General features: G+C 65.5%; 13 protein-coding genes. 7 read left to right on the plus strand and 6 right to left on the minus strand.

Going from position 1 to position 15,606, the window contains the following annotated elements; translation table 11 throughout:
- Positions 1-2: 2 nt before the first annotated feature.
- Together urtB and urtA are read right to left on the minus strand one after the other, a co-directional pair.
- The gene (gene urtB / locus VG320_RS21370) at positions 3-1,655 is read right to left on the minus strand and encodes an urea ABC transporter permease subunit UrtB (protein WP_327202060.1); all 1,653 of its coding nucleotides are present in this window, start codon (positions 1,653-1,655) and stop codon (positions 3-5) included.
- A 161-nt stretch (positions 1,656-1,816) separates the two neighbouring features.
- Entirely contained in the window at positions 1,817-3,121 is a 1,305-nt protein-coding gene (gene urtA, locus VG320_RS21375; RefSeq protein ID WP_327202061.1) for an urea ABC transporter substrate-binding protein, read from the minus strand.
- Between the two features lie 408 nt (positions 3,122-3,529).
- Between urtA and VG320_RS21380 the strand changes: the two genes are divergently transcribed.
- Positions 3,530-4,849, plus strand: a complete 1,320-nt coding sequence (locus tag VG320_RS21380; protein WP_327202062.1) for an aspartate aminotransferase family protein — start codon at positions 3,530-3,532, stop codon at positions 4,847-4,849.
- A 79-nt stretch (positions 4,850-4,928) separates the two neighbouring features.
- Here the strand turns inward: VG320_RS21380 and VG320_RS21385 are convergent, their stop codons facing one another.
- Together VG320_RS21385 and VG320_RS21390 are read right to left on the minus strand one after the other, a co-directional pair.
- Entirely contained in the window at positions 4,929-5,252 is a 324-nt protein-coding gene (locus tag VG320_RS21385) for a rhodanese-like domain-containing protein (protein WP_327202063.1), read from the minus strand.
- A gap of 66 nt (positions 5,253-5,318) precedes the next feature.
- Positions 5,319-5,972 (minus strand): protein-L-isoaspartate O-methyltransferase, encoded by a 654-nt coding sequence (locus VG320_RS21390; RefSeq protein ID WP_327202064.1) that lies wholly within the window; start codon positions 5,970-5,972, stop codon positions 5,319-5,321.
- A 248-nt stretch (positions 5,973-6,220) separates the two neighbouring features.
- Between VG320_RS21390 and VG320_RS21395 the strand changes: the two genes are divergently transcribed.
- The 6 genes from VG320_RS21395 (at position 6,221) to VG320_RS21420 (ending at position 13,359) form a co-directional block, all read left to right on the plus strand.
- Positions 6,221-7,336, plus strand: coding sequence for a LacI family DNA-binding transcriptional regulator (locus tag VG320_RS21395; RefSeq protein ID WP_327202065.1), 1,116 nt, complete (start codon positions 6,221-6,223; stop codon positions 7,334-7,336).
- A 126-nt stretch (positions 7,337-7,462) separates the two neighbouring features.
- Positions 7,463-8,950 (plus strand): sugar ABC transporter ATP-binding protein, encoded by a 1,488-nt coding sequence (locus VG320_RS21400; protein ID WP_327202066.1) that lies wholly within the window; start codon positions 7,463-7,465, stop codon positions 8,948-8,950.
- Complete coding sequence (locus VG320_RS21405) at positions 8,931-9,956, plus strand: ABC transporter permease (RefSeq protein WP_327202067.1); 1,026 nt, start codon at positions 8,931-8,933, stop codon at positions 9,954-9,956. The genes VG320_RS21400 and VG320_RS21405 overlap by 20 nt, the downstream gene beginning before the upstream one ends.
- Before the next feature lie 105 nt (positions 9,957-10,061).
- Positions 10,062-11,030, plus strand: a complete 969-nt coding sequence (locus VG320_RS21410; protein WP_327202068.1) for a substrate-binding domain-containing protein — start codon at positions 10,062-10,064, stop codon at positions 11,028-11,030.
- Between the two features lie 64 nt (positions 11,031-11,094).
- Positions 11,095-12,144 carry a sugar phosphate isomerase/epimerase family protein gene (locus VG320_RS21415; RefSeq protein ID WP_327202069.1) on the plus strand — a complete coding sequence of 350 codons (1,050 nt, stop codon included), beginning with the start codon at positions 11,095-11,097 and terminating at the stop codon, positions 12,142-12,144.
- 36 nt (positions 12,145-12,180) lie between these two features.
- Entirely contained in the window at positions 12,181-13,359 is a 1,179-nt protein-coding gene (locus VG320_RS21420) for a Gfo/Idh/MocA family oxidoreductase (RefSeq protein ID WP_327202070.1), read from the plus strand.
- An 80-nt stretch (positions 13,360-13,439) separates the two neighbouring features.
- Here the strand turns inward: VG320_RS21420 and VG320_RS21425 are convergent, their stop codons facing one another.
- Together VG320_RS21425 and VG320_RS21430 are read right to left on the minus strand one after the other, a co-directional pair.
- Positions 13,440-14,624 (minus strand): ABC transporter substrate-binding protein, encoded by a 1,185-nt coding sequence (locus tag VG320_RS21425; protein WP_327202071.1) that lies wholly within the window; start codon positions 14,622-14,624, stop codon positions 13,440-13,442.
- Positions 14,625-14,704: 80 nt separating this feature from the next.
- Positions 14,705-15,606 (minus strand): CysB family HTH-type transcriptional regulator (locus VG320_RS21430; RefSeq protein ID WP_327202072.1); only part of this gene is annotated, 902 nt, incomplete at its 5' end.

Genomic DNA, 15,606 nt, shown 5'->3' on the forward strand with positions numbered 1-15,606 from the left:
GTTCAAGCCTCCGCGCTACGGCCCTTGAGGGCGAACAGCCCCTGCGGACGCTTCTGGATGAAGAGCACGATCAGCACGAGCACGGCGATCTTCGCGAGCACCGCGCCCCAGAACGGCTCGATGGCCTTGGAAACCAGCCCGAGACCAAAGCCGCCGATCACGGTGCCGGCGATCTGGCCCACGCCGCCCAGCACCACGGCCATGAACGAATCGATGATGTAGCTCTGGCCAAGATCGGGACCCACATTGCCGATCTGCGAGAGCGCGCAGCCGCCCAGGCCCGCGATGCCCGCGCCGAACGCGAACGCCCACGCATCCACGCGTGCGGTGCGCACGCCCACGCAGGCCGCCATACGGCGGTTCTGCGTCACGGCGCGCACAAAGAGACCCAGACGCGTCTTTGTCAGCACCGTCCACGCGATACCCACCACGATCAACGAGAACGCGAGGATCGCCAGGCGGTTGTACGGCAGGATGAGGTTCTGCATCACCGTCACGCCGCCGCTCATCCACGCGGGGTTTTCGACCTGCACGTTCTGCGCGCCGAACAGCATGCGCGTGGCCTGAATCAGGATCAGGCTGATACCGAAGGTGGTCAGCAGCGTCTCCAGCGGACGCCCATAAAGATGGCGGATCACGAGCCGCTCGATCACAGCGCCCACCAGCGCGGCGACGATGAACGAAGCGGGAATTGCCAGCAGCGGATACCAGTCGAACGCGCCGGGCGCATAGCGCTGAAAGAGCGTTTGCACCACATAAGTTGCGTACGCACCGATCATGAGGAATTCGCCATGCGCCATATTGATGACGCCGATCAGGCCGTACGTGATCGCAAGACCCAGTGCCGCAAGCAGCAGCACGCTGCCCAGCGACAGACCGGCGAACAGCGTGCCCAGGATCTGGCTGCGGCGCTGGATCGAATCGAGCGCGTCGATGCCTTGCTGGGCGGCAGCGCGCACGTCGGCATCGGGTTCGTTCCAGCCACCGCTAGCGTTCTTCGCGACCAGCGGGCGCAGCAGTTCGTACATGTCGAGGTCGTGGCGCGCGGCGACCAGTTTTGTCGCTTCCAGGCGCGTCGCCGCGACTGGATCGCGCAGGGCGCTCATCGCCCACAACGTGTCGAGGCGGCGCTTGAGCGCGGGATCGGTTTCCTTCGCGCGCGCCGCGTCGATCAGCGGCTTCATTGACGGGTCGGGATTCTTCAGAAGCTCGGCGATGGCGGCGCGGCGCGTTTCCACGTCGGGCGACGCGAGTTGCAGGCCCGAGAGCGCGCCCGCCACTTTGGAGCGAAGCTGGTTGTTAAGCGTGATGGATTGGGCGCTCGATGCGACGTTTGCGGCCACAGGCTTGCCGGTGGCGGCGTCGCGCGCATTGTCGCCGTCCTGGATCAGCACTTCGCCGGAATCGGTCGCACTGACGTTGTCTTCGGATAGGGCTTTCAGGAGTGCTAGCGAAGCGGCGTCGTGCGTGGCGATGAGCTTGTCGATGGCGGCGGACTTCGCATCGAAGTCGTCGGCGCCCAGCGGCGCGACATCGGCAGTTTCCAGCGCGTGGGCGCTCGTGCCGAGCACCGCGAACAGCACAGTAAAGCGCGCAGCGGCGGCCAGCAACTGGCGCAGCCCCGTGCGGGCAAACCTCGAGAATGAGAGAGCCATGATGTCTTCTTCTTGATGCGGGGCGCCGGTGCAGCGCGCCCCGTTCGGGCAGATCGGGCGCGCGCCGCGAAGCGAGTCGCGTGGCGCGCCGGGTGTTGCTGGTCGACTCAGTTCGATTCGGTTCGATTCGGTTCGATACAGGTCGACTCAACGAGACATCATCAAGCCGTGCGCGAGCGGCGCAGGAATTCCGGCAACACGTCTTGCGTCACGACATCCGGCTTGCCTTCGTTGCCGGCGATGAACGGGCTCCACGGTTGCGCGCGGATCGCCGTCTTGGTCTTCCACACCACATTGAATTGCCCGTCGCCGCGAATCTCGCCGATCATCACCGGCTTGTGCAGATGGTGGTTGCCGTCCATCGACAGCGTGAAGCCCGAAGGCGCCGCCACGCTCTGGCCAATCATCGCCACGCGCACCTTGTCCACGTCGGTGCTCTTCGCTTTTTCGACGGCCTGCTTCCACATATGGATGCCCACGTACGTGGCTTCCATCGGATCGTTGGTGACGCGCTTGCTGCCGCCCGGCAGGTTGTTGGTGGCAACCCACGACTCGAACTGTTCCTTGAACTTCGTATTGTTCGGGCCTTTCACCGACATGAAGTAATTCCACGCCGCGAGGTGGCCGACCAGCGGCTTCGTGTCGATGCCGCGCAGTTCCTCTTCGCCCACCGAGAACGCCACCACGGGCACGTCGGTCGCCTTGATGCCCTGATTGCCGAGTTCCTTGTAGAAGGGCACATTCGAATCGCCGTTGATGGTCGACACCACCGTGGTCTTGCCGCCCTGCGAGAAGGTCTTGATGTTGGCGACGATGGTTTGATAGTCGCTGTGGCCGAACGGCGTGTAGACCTCCTGAATATCGCTGTCCTTCACACCCTTCGAGTGCAGGAAAGCACGCAGGATCTTGTTGGTCGTGCGCGGATACACATAGTCGGTGCCAAGCAGGAAGAAGCGCTTTGCGCCGCCGCCTTCCGGACTCATCAGATATTCGACCGCGGGAATCGCCTGCTGATTGGGCGCGGCGCCCGTGTAGAAGACGTTGCGCGACATCTCTTCGCCTTCGTACTGCACCGGGTAGTAGAGCAGGCCGTTGAGTTCCTCGAACACCGGCAGCACCGACTTTCGCGACACCGAAGTCCAGCAGCCGAACACGCACGCGACCTTGTCCTGGGTGAGCAGCTGGCGGGCCTTTTCGGCGAACAGCGGCCAGTTCGAGGCCGGGTCCACCACCACGGGCTGGATCTGGCGGCCCATCACGCCGCCGTTCTTGTTGATCTCGGAGATCGTCATCAGCGCCGTGTCTTTGAGCGAAGTCTCCGAGATCGCCATCGTGCCCGACAGCGAATGCAGAATGCCGACCTTGATGGGGCCGCTGCCCGTGTCGGCGTGTGCGAACGGCACGCGCCCTGCGAGTGCGAGCGCGCCCGACATCGTCCCGAATTTCAACAGACTGCGACGTTTCATTGCATTGCCCCTTTGGGTGAAGTCATGGTCGTGGCGCATCTGGTTTTGCGCCGGCTGTTCGAGTCAGTCTTGCCGGACCATTACTGCAAGGGCTATGCCAGTGAGCGAAATATGCGCGATGCGTGCGGGAGCAAGGCGCAGGCGGCGTGCATGGGGCACAGCGCGGCGCGAGCGGCACCCGAATGTGGTGCAATGCGGCGCATGTTCGGGCGCGCTGCATCGTTGCAGTGCGCAAGCGCACAGCGAAGCGGTGCGCAGGACGGCCGCACAGGTGTGCCGGAGTGCAGACGCGCTACATCGTTGTGCATGTCATGCGTGCGCGCTCGCCGCTGCCTACACTGGTTTTCAGAAGCCCGCTGTTTTCTTCGCTCGACCTCGATGCCCATTCATTTCGAAAAGGAGATGCAGATGAATGCCAGCCTGCCCGATCTGTCCGCGTTCTGGATGCCCTTCACCGCGAACCGGCAGTTCAAGCGCGCGCCGCGCCTGCTCGTCGGCGCGAAGGGCATGTACTACACCTCGCACGACGGCCGGCAGGTTCTCGACGGCACGGCGGGGTTGTGGTGCGTCAACGCGGGGCATTGCCGCGACGAGATCGTCGCCGCTGTGCAGGCGCAGGCTGCGGAGATGGACTTCGCGCCCACCTTTCAGATGGGCCATCCGGTGGCCTTCGAGGCGGCCGGGAAAATCGCGAAACACACGCCTGGCGATCTCAAGCACATCTTCTTCACGAACTCGGGTTCGGAAGCCGTCGATACGGCGCTCAAGATCGCGCTGGCGTTTCATCGTGCGCGCGGCGAAGGGCAGCGCACGCGTTTCATCGGGCGCGAGCGCGGTTATCACGGTGTGGGCTTCGGCGGGATTTCGGTGGGCGGCATCGGGCCCAATCGCAAGATGTTTTCAGGGCAATTGCTGCCCTCGGTCGATCATCTGCCGCACACGCTCAATATCCGCGAGGCCGGTTTTTCGAAGGGCCAGCCCGTGTGGGGCGTGCAACTCGCCGACGAGCTGGAGCGCCTGTGCACGCTGCACGATGCGTCGACGATTGCCGCCGTGATCGTCGAGCCGGTGGCGGGTTCGGCAGGCGTGCTGGTGCCGCCGCAAGGCTATCTGCAGCGCCTGCGCGAAATCTGCGACAAGCACGATATCCTCTTGATCTTCGACGAGGTCATCACGGGCTGGGGACGGCTGGGCGCGCCGTTCGCGGCCAATTACTTCGGCGTCACGCCCGATCTGCTGACCATGGCCAAGGGCACCAACAACGCCGCCGCGCCGATGGGCGCCGTGGCCGCGAGCGCGCGCATCCACGATCAGATCGTGGGCGCGGCGCCCGGCGGCATCGAGTTTTTTCACGGCTATACGTATTCGGGCCATCCACTCGCGGCAGCAGCGGCGTGCGCTGCCATCGACCTGTACGAGCGCGAAGGCCTGTTCGGACGCGCCGCGCAGATGGCGCCGGTGTTCGAGCGCGAGATTCACAAGCTGCGCGGCGAGCCGCATGTGATCGACGTGCGCAATCTCGGATTGGTAGGCGGCGTGGAGTTGGAGCCGCGCGAAGGCGCGCCTGGCGCGCGCGCGTATGAGACGTTCGTGCGCTGCTACCAGAAGGGCGTGCTGATCCGCTATACGGGCGACATTCTGGCCTTCTCGCCGCCGCTGATCGTCGACGAGAAACAGATCGAGGAGATTTTCTCGACCGTGGCGCTGGTGCTGCGCGAAGTCGATTAGTGACGTTGGCTGCAGAAATGAAAAAGGGCGCGGCCTGGTGAGGCCGCGCCCTTTTTACGTACGCATTCTGCGGATGAGATCAGTACGTCGGCACTTTCGGATCGACCTGGCGCGACCAGGCGTCGATGCCGCCTTGCAGGTTGAACACCTTCGTGAAGCCGCGCGACTCCAGGAACATCGCAACCTGGGCGCTGCGCGCGCCGTGATGGCAGATGCAGACGACTTCCGCTTCGTCGTCCAGCTCTTCGCTGCGCGCGGGGATCTGCGCCATCGGAATCGAAACGATGCCGTCGAGCTTCGCCGTTTCGATTTCCCACGGCTCGCGCACGTCGAGCAGAACAGGAGCGGGGCGCGACGAATCGGCGAGCCATTCGGCGAGGGCGGGAGCGGTCAGGATCTGCATGGAAGACTCAATCTGGAGAAAAAACCAACCGGGCGCACGGCCCGGTTACGGTGGTAAAGCTCGATTTTAGAACTTGAAGCGCGGAGGCTGCACGGCGTTTTCGAGCGCTTCGACCCAGGTTTCGAACACGCTGGCGACGCGGTACTGCTTCTCGTCCATGCGCGTGATGATCTGCGCTTCCATGACCGGCGCGCCGCCGACGAAGGCGGCCAGACGCCCGCCAACCTTCAGTTGTTCAAGCAGTTCCTGCGGCACCACGGGCAGGCCGCCCGAGACGCAGATCACGTCGTAGGGCGCGTTCGCGGCCCAGCCGCGCGAGGCGTCGCCCTGCACGACTTCGGCGTTCAGCACGCCGTTCTTGACGAAATTCGCGCGGGCGAACCCGGCGAGTTCCGTGTCGATTTCAACCGTCACGACCTTCTGCGCGCGGTGCGCGAGCAGTGCCGCCATGTAACCCGAACCGGCGCCGATCTCCAGCACGCTTTCGTGCTTCTTCACCGCAAGCTCCTGCAGCACTCGCGCTTCGACGCGCGGATGCATCATGTGCTGGCCGTTGGGCAGCGGCAACTGGAGGTCGGCGAACGCGAGATCCGCGTAGGTGGCGGGGACGAAGTGCTCACGCTTGACGATCGAGAGCAGATTCAGCACGTCCTGGTCGAGCACCTCCCAGGGGCGGATTTGCTGTTCGATCATGTTGAAACGCGCTTGTTCGATGTTCATGGTGACTCGGCGTTGGGGTTCTTTCGGATTCTGGGCAGGGCGCCGGGCGCTGAAAACGGTGCCAGGCAACCGCGAGATTGTACCAAAGGGCTTTCGCGGCGCGCCTTGCCGCCGACAGGGGAAAACGTGCAGCCGGGGGCAGAAGCGGGCGTTGCCGGATCGGTGTTTGTCCTGGCACCGCGCGCCTTGAAGTTTGGCCGGTTTCGAACCAAAAATGTAATCGATTACATTTTCCACCGGAACCGTCGATGCCCATCCAGCCGCAGCGCGAAGGCGAAACTGCCGCCGCCGTCACGACGGGCGCGCCGGGCCGGGAAGCGGCGCGCGGCGGCTCAATCGCGGCGGTGGCGCGGCGCGCGGGCGTTTCCGTGGCGACGGTCTCGCGGGTGCTCAATGGTCACGCCAATGTGCGACCCGCCACGCGTGAGCGCGTGCTGGCCGAGATCGAGACCAGCGGCTACCGCGTCAACGAACTCGCGCGCAACCTGCGCACGGCTGAAAGCCGCCTGCTGCTGACCATGGTGCCGGACTTCGGCAACCCGTTTTATGCCGAGATCGTGCGCGGCATCGACAGCGTCGCGCGTCAGCACGGCTACTTCATGCTGCTGTGCGACACCGGCGCGGATGCGGGCCGCGAGCGCAGCTATTTCGACCTGTTGCGCCGCCACCGCGCGGACGGCGCGATCTGCCTCGACCCGGCCACCGTGCAACATGCGAACCAGCAGGCCAGCCGTGACGGCAGCGCGGCCGCCGACGGGCAAAACGCCGCGCTGCCGTGGGTGGCCTGCTGCGAGTTCGATCCGGCGATGGGCGTGCCCTATGTGGGCATCGACAATTTCGGCGCGGCGCGCGACGCCGTGCGGCACTTGATCTCGCGCGGACGGCGGCGCATCGGCCTGATCAATTCCGATGACCACTATCTCTACGCGCAGCAGCGCCGCGACGGCTATCTGGCCGCGCTGGCGGAAAGCGGCATCGAAGCGCATGAAGCCTGGCGCGTCAACGTGAACAGCCTCGACTACGACGCGGGCGCGCAGGGCGCGGAGCAGTTGATGCAGCGGCGGCGCGGTAGCAGCGCGCCGGTGCCGGATGCGATCTTCGCGGTGTCCGACACGCTCGCGGTGGGCGTCGTGAACGGATTGCGCGCCACCGGCTGGGCCGTGCCCGACGACGTGGCGGTGGTGGGCTTCGACGATATCGCCCTGGCCGCGCAGATCGACCCGCCGCTCACGACCATCGCGCAGCCGATGCGCGAACTGGGCGAGACCGCCGCGCGTTTGCTGCTGCGGCGTCTGGCCGACCCGCAGGCGAGCGTGGCGGGCGTGCTGCTACCGCACCGGCTGGTCGTGCGGCAAAGCGGGTGAAGGGCAGATGCAACTGAATACCTAGCAGGGGAGACCAGCGAGGGAAGGCGGGCGGTGCGCGCGAAAGCATGCGGCACCGCCCGCCCGAACCGCCAGATCGACGTATTCCAGGAGGAGCGCGCGCCCATGAGCGTCGCCGTGCGATTCAACGATATCCGCAAGGACTTCGGCCCCGTGCGCGTGCTGCACGGCGTGAGCTTCGAGCTAACGCCTGGGCGCATCCACGGGCTGCTCGGCGAGAACGGCGCGGGCAAGTCCACGCTGATGAAGATCCTCGCGGGCTACGAACAGCCCAGCGCGGGCGAGATCGTCGTCGATGGGCGCGCGTGCGCTTTCGCGGGCTCGCGCGAAGCCGAAGCCGCAGGCATCGTGCTGATTCACCAGGAGTTCAATCTCGCCGAGCATCTGACGATCGCGCAGAACATCTTCCTGGGCCACGAGAAAAAGCGTGGCCTGCTGGTGGACGATGCCGCCATGCGCCGCGAGGCGCGTGCGCTGCTTGCCCAGGTGGGCCTTGCGCGTCATCCCGATACGCGCGTGCGCGAGCTGATCGTCGCCGAAAAGCAACTGGTGGAGATCGCCAAGGCCCTCTCGCGCCACGCGCGCCTGCTCATCATGGACGAGCCCACAGCCACCTTGACGCCCGCCGAGACCGCACGTCTCTTCACGCTGATGTCGAAGCTGCGCGCGGACGGGGTGACGATCGTCTACATCTCGCACAAGCTCGACGAAGTGGAGCGCATCACCGACGACGTGACGGTAATGCGCGATGGCCGCTTCGTCGCGGCGAGCGCGACTGAGGGCCTGGGGCGTCAGCAGATGGCGAACCTGATGGTGGGACGCGAACTCTCCGACATGTTTCCCGACAAGCTCGACGCGCCGCCCGATGCGGGCGTCGCGCTGCGTGTGAGTGGCCTCGTGGTGCCGGGCTGGGTCGACGATCTGAGCTTCGAGGTGCGCGCGGGCGAGATCCTGGGTTTCGCGGGCCTGGTGGGCGCGGGACGCAGCGAGGCCTTCGAGGCGATCGTCGGCCTGCGCCGCCGTCGCGCGGGCGCGATCGAAATCGAAGGCCGCCCGGTGACGCTGCGCCACCCGCGCGACGCCATGCAGTACGGCCTCACGTATCTGAGCGAAGACCGCAAGGGGCGCGGCCTGCACATGAACCTGAGCCTGCAGGACAACCTCACGCTGATGACGCTCGAACGCTACGGCAAACCGCTGCTCGATCTGAAGGCTGGGCGGCGCGCGCTGGAGACGGCGGTGCGCGACTTCGGCATCCGCACCGGCGATTTATCGAGCCGCGCGCGCATGCTCTCGGGCGGCAACCAGCAGAAGCTCGCGCTCGCCAAGTTCCTGCAGCCCGACCCGCGCGTGATCGTGCTCGACGAACCCACGCGCGGTGTCGATATCGGCGCCAAACGCGATATCTATTTTCTGATCCAGCGGCTGGCGGCTTCGGGGCGCGCAGTGATCGTGATTTCGTCCGAGTTGATCGAATTGATCGGGCTCGCACACCGGGTCGCGGTGATGCGTGCGGGGCGCCTCGTCGCCACGCTGGACCGCGAACATCTGAATGAAGAGGAGTTGATCGCCCATGCAACCGGCACCCACTGACGCCACGCGCGCGCCCGGCCGCGCGCGACGGCTTGCCGCTTTCGCGCACCGGCTCGCGGGCGTGGGGCCTTTGCTCGGTCTTATCGCGCTGTGCGTGCTGGGCACGCTGCTCAATCGCGACTTCGCCACCGTCGACAACCTGCTCAACGTCCTCACGCGCACCTCGTTCATCGGCATCATCGCGGTCGGCATGACCTTCGTGATCATCTCGGGCGGCATCGATCTGTCGGTGGGCTCGATGGCCGCGCTGATCGCGGGCGTGGTGATCTGGAGCATGAACACGCTCGCGGCGGGCGTGGGCGGCCATACGTTCGCGCCGCTCGCCGTGGTGGCGATCGGCATCGCGATTGCGCTCGTGCTGGGCGCGCTGTTCGGTCTCGCGCACGGCCTGCTCATCACACGCGGACGCATCGAGCCGTTCATCGTCACGTTGGGCACGCTCGGCATTTTCCGCTCCGTGCTCACCTGGCTTGCCGACGGCGGCGCGCTCACGCTGCAGAACAATCTCGCCGATCTCTATGGACCGGTCTATTACGCGAGCCTCTTTGGCGTGCCGGTGCCCGTGTGGGTATTCGCGGTGATGGCGGCGGGCGGCGCGCTGGTGCTCAACCGCACCGCGTTCGGGCGTCATGTGCAGGCGATCGGCTCGAACGAACAGGTGGCGCGCTACGCGGCGATCCGCGTCGATCGCGTGAAGTGCGCGACTTATGTGCTGCTCGGTTTGTGCGTGGGCGTGGCGACGGTGCTGTACGTCCCGCGCCTGGGCTCCGCGACGCCGACTACCGGGCTGCTCTGGGAACTGGAAGCGATCGCAGCGGTAGTCGTGGGCGGCACGGCGCTCAAGGGCGGCGAAGGGCGTGTGGCGGGCACCGTGGTGGGCGCGGTGCTGCTTTCCGTGATCGCGAATATTCTCAATCTCACCAGCATCATCAGCGTCTATCTCAATGCGGCGGTGCAGGGCGTGGCGATTATCGCCGTGGCCTTTTTGCAGCGCGGCAGGCGCTAGCGCTTCGTTTTTATCGTTCGGATGTCGAAGTAAGCAGGTCGGTGCAGTGCGCAGTCACATGGAACGGGCGATCACGCCCGCACAACAATCATCGGAGACGGCATCATGAAGAAGACGATTCATGCGATGTGGAAGGGCGCACTGGCGCTTGGCGTAGCGGCGATGTTCGGCGTGGGCAGCGCGCAGGCGCAGGAGAAAGTGACGCTGGGCGTGGCGATTCCCACCGCCGATCACGGCTTCACGGGCGGCATCGTCTGGTGGGCCAACGAGGCGAAAAAGGATCTGGAGAAAGCGCACCCGGACCTGAAGATCATCGTCAAGACGGCAGCCAATGCGCCCGATCAGGCCAACCAGTTGCAGGACCTCGTGACCGTCAACAAGATCAACGCGCTGGTGATTTTCCCGTATGAATCGGCGTCGCTCACCCAGCCGGTCGCGCAGGTGAAGAAGAAGGGCGTCTACGTGACCGTGGTGGATCGCGGCCTCACCGACAAGAGCGCACAGGACGCGTATGTGGCCGGCGACAACACCGCGTTCGGCAGAATTCCGGCCGAATACCTCGCCAAGCAGTTGAACGGCCGCGGCGATATCGTCGCGCTTCGAGGCATTCCCACTACGCTCGACAACGAGCGCTGGAACGCCTTCACGTCGGTGATCAAGCAGCATCCGGACATGAAGATCCTCGATGCGAAGTACGCCAACTGGAATCGCGACGACGCCTTCAAGACGATGCAGGACTACCTCACGCGCTTCAAGCATATCGACGCCGTCTGGGCCGCCGACGACGATATGGCCGTGGGCGTGCTCAAGGCCATCGACCAGGCCAAACGCACCGACATCAAGATCGTCTTTGGCGGCGCGGGCTCGAAGGACATGGTCAAGCGCGTGATGGACGGCGATCCGCTCATCCAGGCCGATGTGTCGTATTCGCCGAAGTTCATCTACGACGCGATCAAGCTCACCGCCGAAGCGCGCCTCGCGGGCAAGCCGCTGCCGCCCACGACGATCATTCCTTCGGTGCTCATCACGAAGGAGAACGCAAAACAGTTCTACTTCCCTGATTCTCCGTTCTGACTCGACGTTCTGATCTGCTGATTCATTCAGATCATTCGGGATGCCAGGCATAAGGACACAGGCGATGAAAACCATCAAGGGCCCGGCGATCTTTCTCGCCCAGTTTCTGGGCGAGGATGCGCCGTTCGACAGCTTCGCGCATATGGCGCAATGGGCCGCGCAACTGGGCTACAAGGGCATCCAGGTGCCCACCGACGCGCGGCTCGTCGATCTCGAACTGGCCGCTTCGAGCGTGGCGTACTGCGACGACCTGCGCCAGTGCGCCGACGATGCGGGCGTCGCGATCACCGAACTGTCGACCCATCTGCAAGGCCAGCTCGTCGCCGTGCATCCGGCCTACGATGCGCTCTTCGACGGATTCGCCGCGCCGCATGTGCGCGGCAACCGCGAAGCGCGCACCGCCTGGGCCATCGAGCAGATGATGCTGGCGGCGCGGGCGTCGAAAAATCTCGGGCTCGATACGCATGTGACGTTTTCGGGCGCGCTCGCGTGGCCGTATCTGTATCCGTGGCCGCAGCGGCCTGCGGGGCTCGTCGAGGCGGCTTTCGACGAACTCGCGCAGCGCTGGCGGCCGATTCTCGATGCCTTCGATGCCGCGGGCGTGGACGTCTGCTACGAACTGCATCCCGGCGAGGATCTGCACGACGGCGTGACCTTCGAGCGCTTTCTCGCCGCGGTGGACGATCATCCGCGCGCCAACATCCTGTATGACCCGAGCCATTTCGTGCTGCAACAGCTCGACTACCTCGCGTTCATCGACCTCTATCACGCGCGCATCAAGGCGTTCCATGTGAAAGACGCGGAATTCCGGCCCACCGGCAGGCAGGGCGTGTACGGCGGCTATAGCGGCTGGGTCGAGCGCGCGGGGCGCTTTCGCTCGCTGGGCGATGGGCAGATCGACTTCGGCGCGATTTTTTCGAAGCTCACGCAGTACGACTTCCCGGGCTGGGCCGTGCTCGAATGGGAGTGCGCGCTCAAGCATCCGCACGACGGCGCGCGCGAGGGCGCTGAGTTCATCCGGCGGCATCTGATCCGCGTGGCGACGCATGCGTTCGACGACTTCGCGGGCAGCGGTGTGGATGGCGCGGCGCTCAAGGCCGTCTTGGGGCTGTGATTGCCGATGACGCGGGCAGCGCGAGGAGCCACGTAAATGACGCAAAGACTCAGGTTGGGCATGGTCGGTGGCGGAGAGGGCGCCTTTATCGGCGCGGTGCATCGGATTGCGGCGCGTCTGGACGATAGTTTCGAGCTGGTCGCGGGGGCGCTGTCCTCGGATGCGGCGCGCGCCCAGGCGAGCGCCGACGCGATTGGCCTTGCGCGCAGTTACGCCGACTGGCGCGAAATGGCGCGCGCGGAAGGCGCTCGCGACGACGGCATCGACGCCGTGGCGATCGTCACGCCGAATCATCTGCATGCGCCGGTTGCGCACGCGTTCATGGACGCGGGCATCCACGTGATCTGTGATAAGCCGCTCGCGGTGTCGCTGGCGCAAGGCGAAGCGCTCGCGCAGCACGCGCGCGATGCGGGGCTCGTGGTCGCGCTTACGCACACGTATTCGGGCTATCCGCTCGTGCGGCATGCTCGCGAACTGGTTGCGGCGGGAGAACTGGGCGAGGTGCGCGTCGTGCAGGTGGAATACGCGCAGGACTGGCTCGCGACGCCACTGGAGCGCGATGGTGGGCATGGTGCGCATGGTGCAAACCGCCAGGCGAGCTGGCGCACGGACCCGGCGCAGGCGGGTCCAGCCGGATGTCTGGGCGATATCGGCACGCACGCTTATCAGTTGGCAGCCTTTGTGAGCGGCATGGAGCCATCGTCTGTTGCTGCCGAGGTGCATACCTTCGTGCCTGGACGCCGCGTGGACGATCACGTTCAGGCGATGCTGCGTTACGCGAACGGCGCGCGCGGCATGCTCTGGGCCAGCCAGGTGGCAAGCGGCGCGGAAAACGCGCTGCGCCTGCGCGTGTATGGCACGAAGGCAGGACTTGCCTTCGATCAGGAAGAGCCGAACGTACTGTGGCTCACGCCGCAAGGCGGCGAGGCGCAGCGCCTCACACGCGCACGTGTGACGGGCGAGGCCGCGCGCCACGCGACGCGGGTTCCGGCGGGCCATCCGGAGGGCTATCTGGAGGCGTTCGCGCAGCTCTATCGTGATGCGGCCGCGCAGATCCAGGCGCGCAAGGTCGGGCAAGCCGCGCCACGCGAAAGCCTGCTGTTGACGACGGTCGATGACGGCGTGGCGGGACTGCGCTTTATCGAGGCGGTGCTGGCGAGCAGCGCAGCCGATGGCGCATGGCGCGACGTCGCTTCGGGCGGTCGCCCGCGTTAGCCATTCGGATGAATTCCGCGTAGCACGCCGGACAGCGAAACTTGAAGCGCCTTTAACCTGCGCCTCGCGCTCGCACTTGCCTATTGCCCCAGATAAACGAACTTCCCGCCGCGTATCGTGCCCATCACGCTCGCGCGTTGGTCGAGACCCACGTGGTCTTTCTCGCTCGTGTTGACCATGCCGTTGGGCACGACCACTTCGTGCGCGTGTTCAAGTTCGCTGCGCAGCGCGACACGGAATGCCTCGGTGCCGGGTTGGGCGGTCTTGAGCGCACGTGCGACGGCATCCTGCAGCCGGGGATACACGCCCGCCGCGTCGCCCGCGAACTGCGTGACTGTGCCCGGCCCGTACTTCGCCTCGTACGCATCCACGAAGGCCAGTGCAGCCTTTTGCGCCGCTTGATCGGCGGGCAGCGTGCGCGCGACCACAACGGGCTGGGTCGGGAACAGCGTGCCTTCCACGTCCTTGCCGCCCAGCTTGATGAACTCTGGCGTGGCAATGCCGTGCGTCTGATAGATCGCGCCTTTGTAACCGCGCTCCACCAGCGTGCGCTGCGGCAGCACCGTGGGCGTGCCCGCGCCCGCGATCAGTACGGCGTCGGGTTTCGCGGCGATCAGCTTGAGGATCTGGCCCGTCACGCTCGCGTCGGTGCGGTTGAAGCGCTCGGTGGCCACGATCTGGATGTTGCGTTCCTTCGCGAACTTCGTGAATTCGTTGAGCCAGCTATCGCCGTAACTGTCCGCGAAGCCGATAAAGCCCACCGTCTTCACGCCGTGCGCCGCCATGTAGCGAGTCATCACGTCGGCCATTGCCGCGTCGGTCTGCGCCATCTTGAACGCCCAGACGCGGGTGCCCTGCTGCGGCTCGACCACCGACGCCGAGCCCACCAGCGTGATCATCGGCGTTTTGCTTTCCGCCACGGGATCGAGCGCTGCGAGCGCGGCGGGCGTGATATTCGGCCCGACGATCACGTCCACATGGTCTTCGTTGATGAGCTTGCGGATGTTGCGCACCGCAGCGCCCGGGTCGGAGCCGTCGTCCAGCACGATGTACTCGGCCTTCTGGCCCGCGATGGTCGGGGGCCACATCAGCATCGCATTCTTGCTCGTGATGCCGATGGCGGCGGCGGGGCCGGTGCTCGACAGGTCGATGCCTACCTTCAGGTCGGCGTGCGCGGCGGGGGCGATGGCGCCCAGCCCGAGGGCAGCGGCTACGGCGAGCGGGCGCAGCGACGGATTCAGACGCAGATACGACTTCGACTTCATGCAGCGGTCTCCAGGAAGGAAAAAAGCGAGAAGCGTTCTTTCTTATATAGCGGCCTATCCACAGCGGCCCCGCCGCGCCGTTACAGCTCGTAAGTCTCGTGTTCGCCCTTGAGCGCCTGTTCGATAAGCTTGCGGTTCAGGCTAGGCGAGAGCAGTTCGACCAGCGTGTAGACATAGCTGCGCAGATACGCGCCCTGCTTGAGCGCCACGCGCGTCACGTTGCTGCCGAACAGGTGCCCCACCGGCAACGCGCGCAGATGGCGGTCGCGTTCGGCGTTGAAGGCGATGTCGGCCATGATTCCCACGCCCAGGCCCAGTTCGACATAGGTCTTGATGACGTCGGCGTCGATCGCTTCGAGCACGATGTCGGGCTGCAGGCCGCGCAGACGGAACGCCTCGTTGATCTTGGTGCGGCCCGCGAAGGCGTTGTCGTAGGTGATCAGCGGAAACTGGGCCAGATCATCGAGCGACAGCGGCTTGCGCTCCAGCAGCGGGTGATCGGGCAGCATCACGGCCACATGGTGCCAGGTGAAGCAGGGCAGCGACACCAGTTCCTTATAGTTGGAGATGGCCTCGGTCGCGATCGCAAGGTCGGCCTGATCGTGCAGCACCATCTCGGCGACCTGGGTGGGGCTGCCTTGCAGGATCGACAGATGCACCTTCGGAAAGCGCCGCTTGAATTCGGCGATGGCCGCCGGCAGCGAGTAGCGCGCTTGGGTGTGCGTGGCGGCGATCACCAGATTGCCCTGATCCTGCGCCGCATAGTCCTTGCCCACCCGCTTGAGGCTCTCCACTTCCTGGAGGATGCGCTCGACCGACGCGAGGATGATGCGGCCCGGCTCCGTCAGCGAGCGCACGCGCTTGCCGTGGCGGGTGAAGATTTCGACCCCTAATTCGTCCTCAAGCTCGATAATCGCCTTCGAGACGCCCGGCTGGCTTGTATACAGTGCCTTGGCCGCTTCCGTGAGGTTGAAGTTCTGGC

Source organism: Paraburkholderia sp., assembly GCF_035948235.1.
In the GTDB taxonomy this organism is placed as follows: domain Bacteria; phylum Pseudomonadota; class Gammaproteobacteria; order Burkholderiales; family Burkholderiaceae; genus Paraburkholderia.

Excerpts from the sequence above, each read along its gene's own strand:
- urtB (WP_327202060.1), bottom strand. The coding sequence starts at position 1,655 with ATGGCTCTCTCATTCTCGAGGTTTGCCCGCACGGGGCTGCGCCAGTTG.
- urtA (WP_327202061.1), bottom strand. The coding sequence starts at position 3,121 with ATGAAACGTCGCAGTCTGTTGAAATTCGGGACGATGTCGGGCGCGCTC.
- VG320_RS21380 (WP_327202062.1), top strand. The coding sequence starts at position 3,530 with ATGAATGCCAGCCTGCCCGATCTGTCCGCGTTCTGGATGCCCTTCACC.
- VG320_RS21385 (WP_327202063.1), bottom strand. The coding sequence starts at position 5,252 with ATGCAGATCCTGACCGCTCCCGCCCTCGCCGAATGGCTCGCCGATTCG.
- VG320_RS21390 (WP_327202064.1), bottom strand. The coding sequence starts at position 5,972 with ATGAACATCGAACAAGCGCGTTTCAACATGATCGAACAGCAAATCCGC.
- VG320_RS21395 (WP_327202065.1), top strand. The coding sequence starts at position 6,221 with ATGCCCATCCAGCCGCAGCGCGAAGGCGAAACTGCCGCCGCCGTCACG.
- VG320_RS21400 (WP_327202066.1), top strand. The coding sequence starts at position 7,463 with ATGAGCGTCGCCGTGCGATTCAACGATATCCGCAAGGACTTCGGCCCC.
- VG320_RS21405 (WP_327202067.1), top strand. The coding sequence starts at position 8,931 with ATGCAACCGGCACCCACTGACGCCACGCGCGCGCCCGGCCGCGCGCGA.
- VG320_RS21410 (WP_327202068.1), top strand. The coding sequence starts at position 10,062 with ATGAAGAAGACGATTCATGCGATGTGGAAGGGCGCACTGGCGCTTGGC.
- VG320_RS21415 (WP_327202069.1), top strand. The coding sequence starts at position 11,095 with ATGAAAACCATCAAGGGCCCGGCGATCTTTCTCGCCCAGTTTCTGGGC.
- VG320_RS21420 (WP_327202070.1), top strand. The coding sequence starts at position 12,181 with ATGACGCAAAGACTCAGGTTGGGCATGGTCGGTGGCGGAGAGGGCGCC.
- VG320_RS21425 (WP_327202071.1), bottom strand. The coding sequence starts at position 14,624 with ATGAAGTCGAAGTCGTATCTGCGTCTGAATCCGTCGCTGCGCCCGCTC.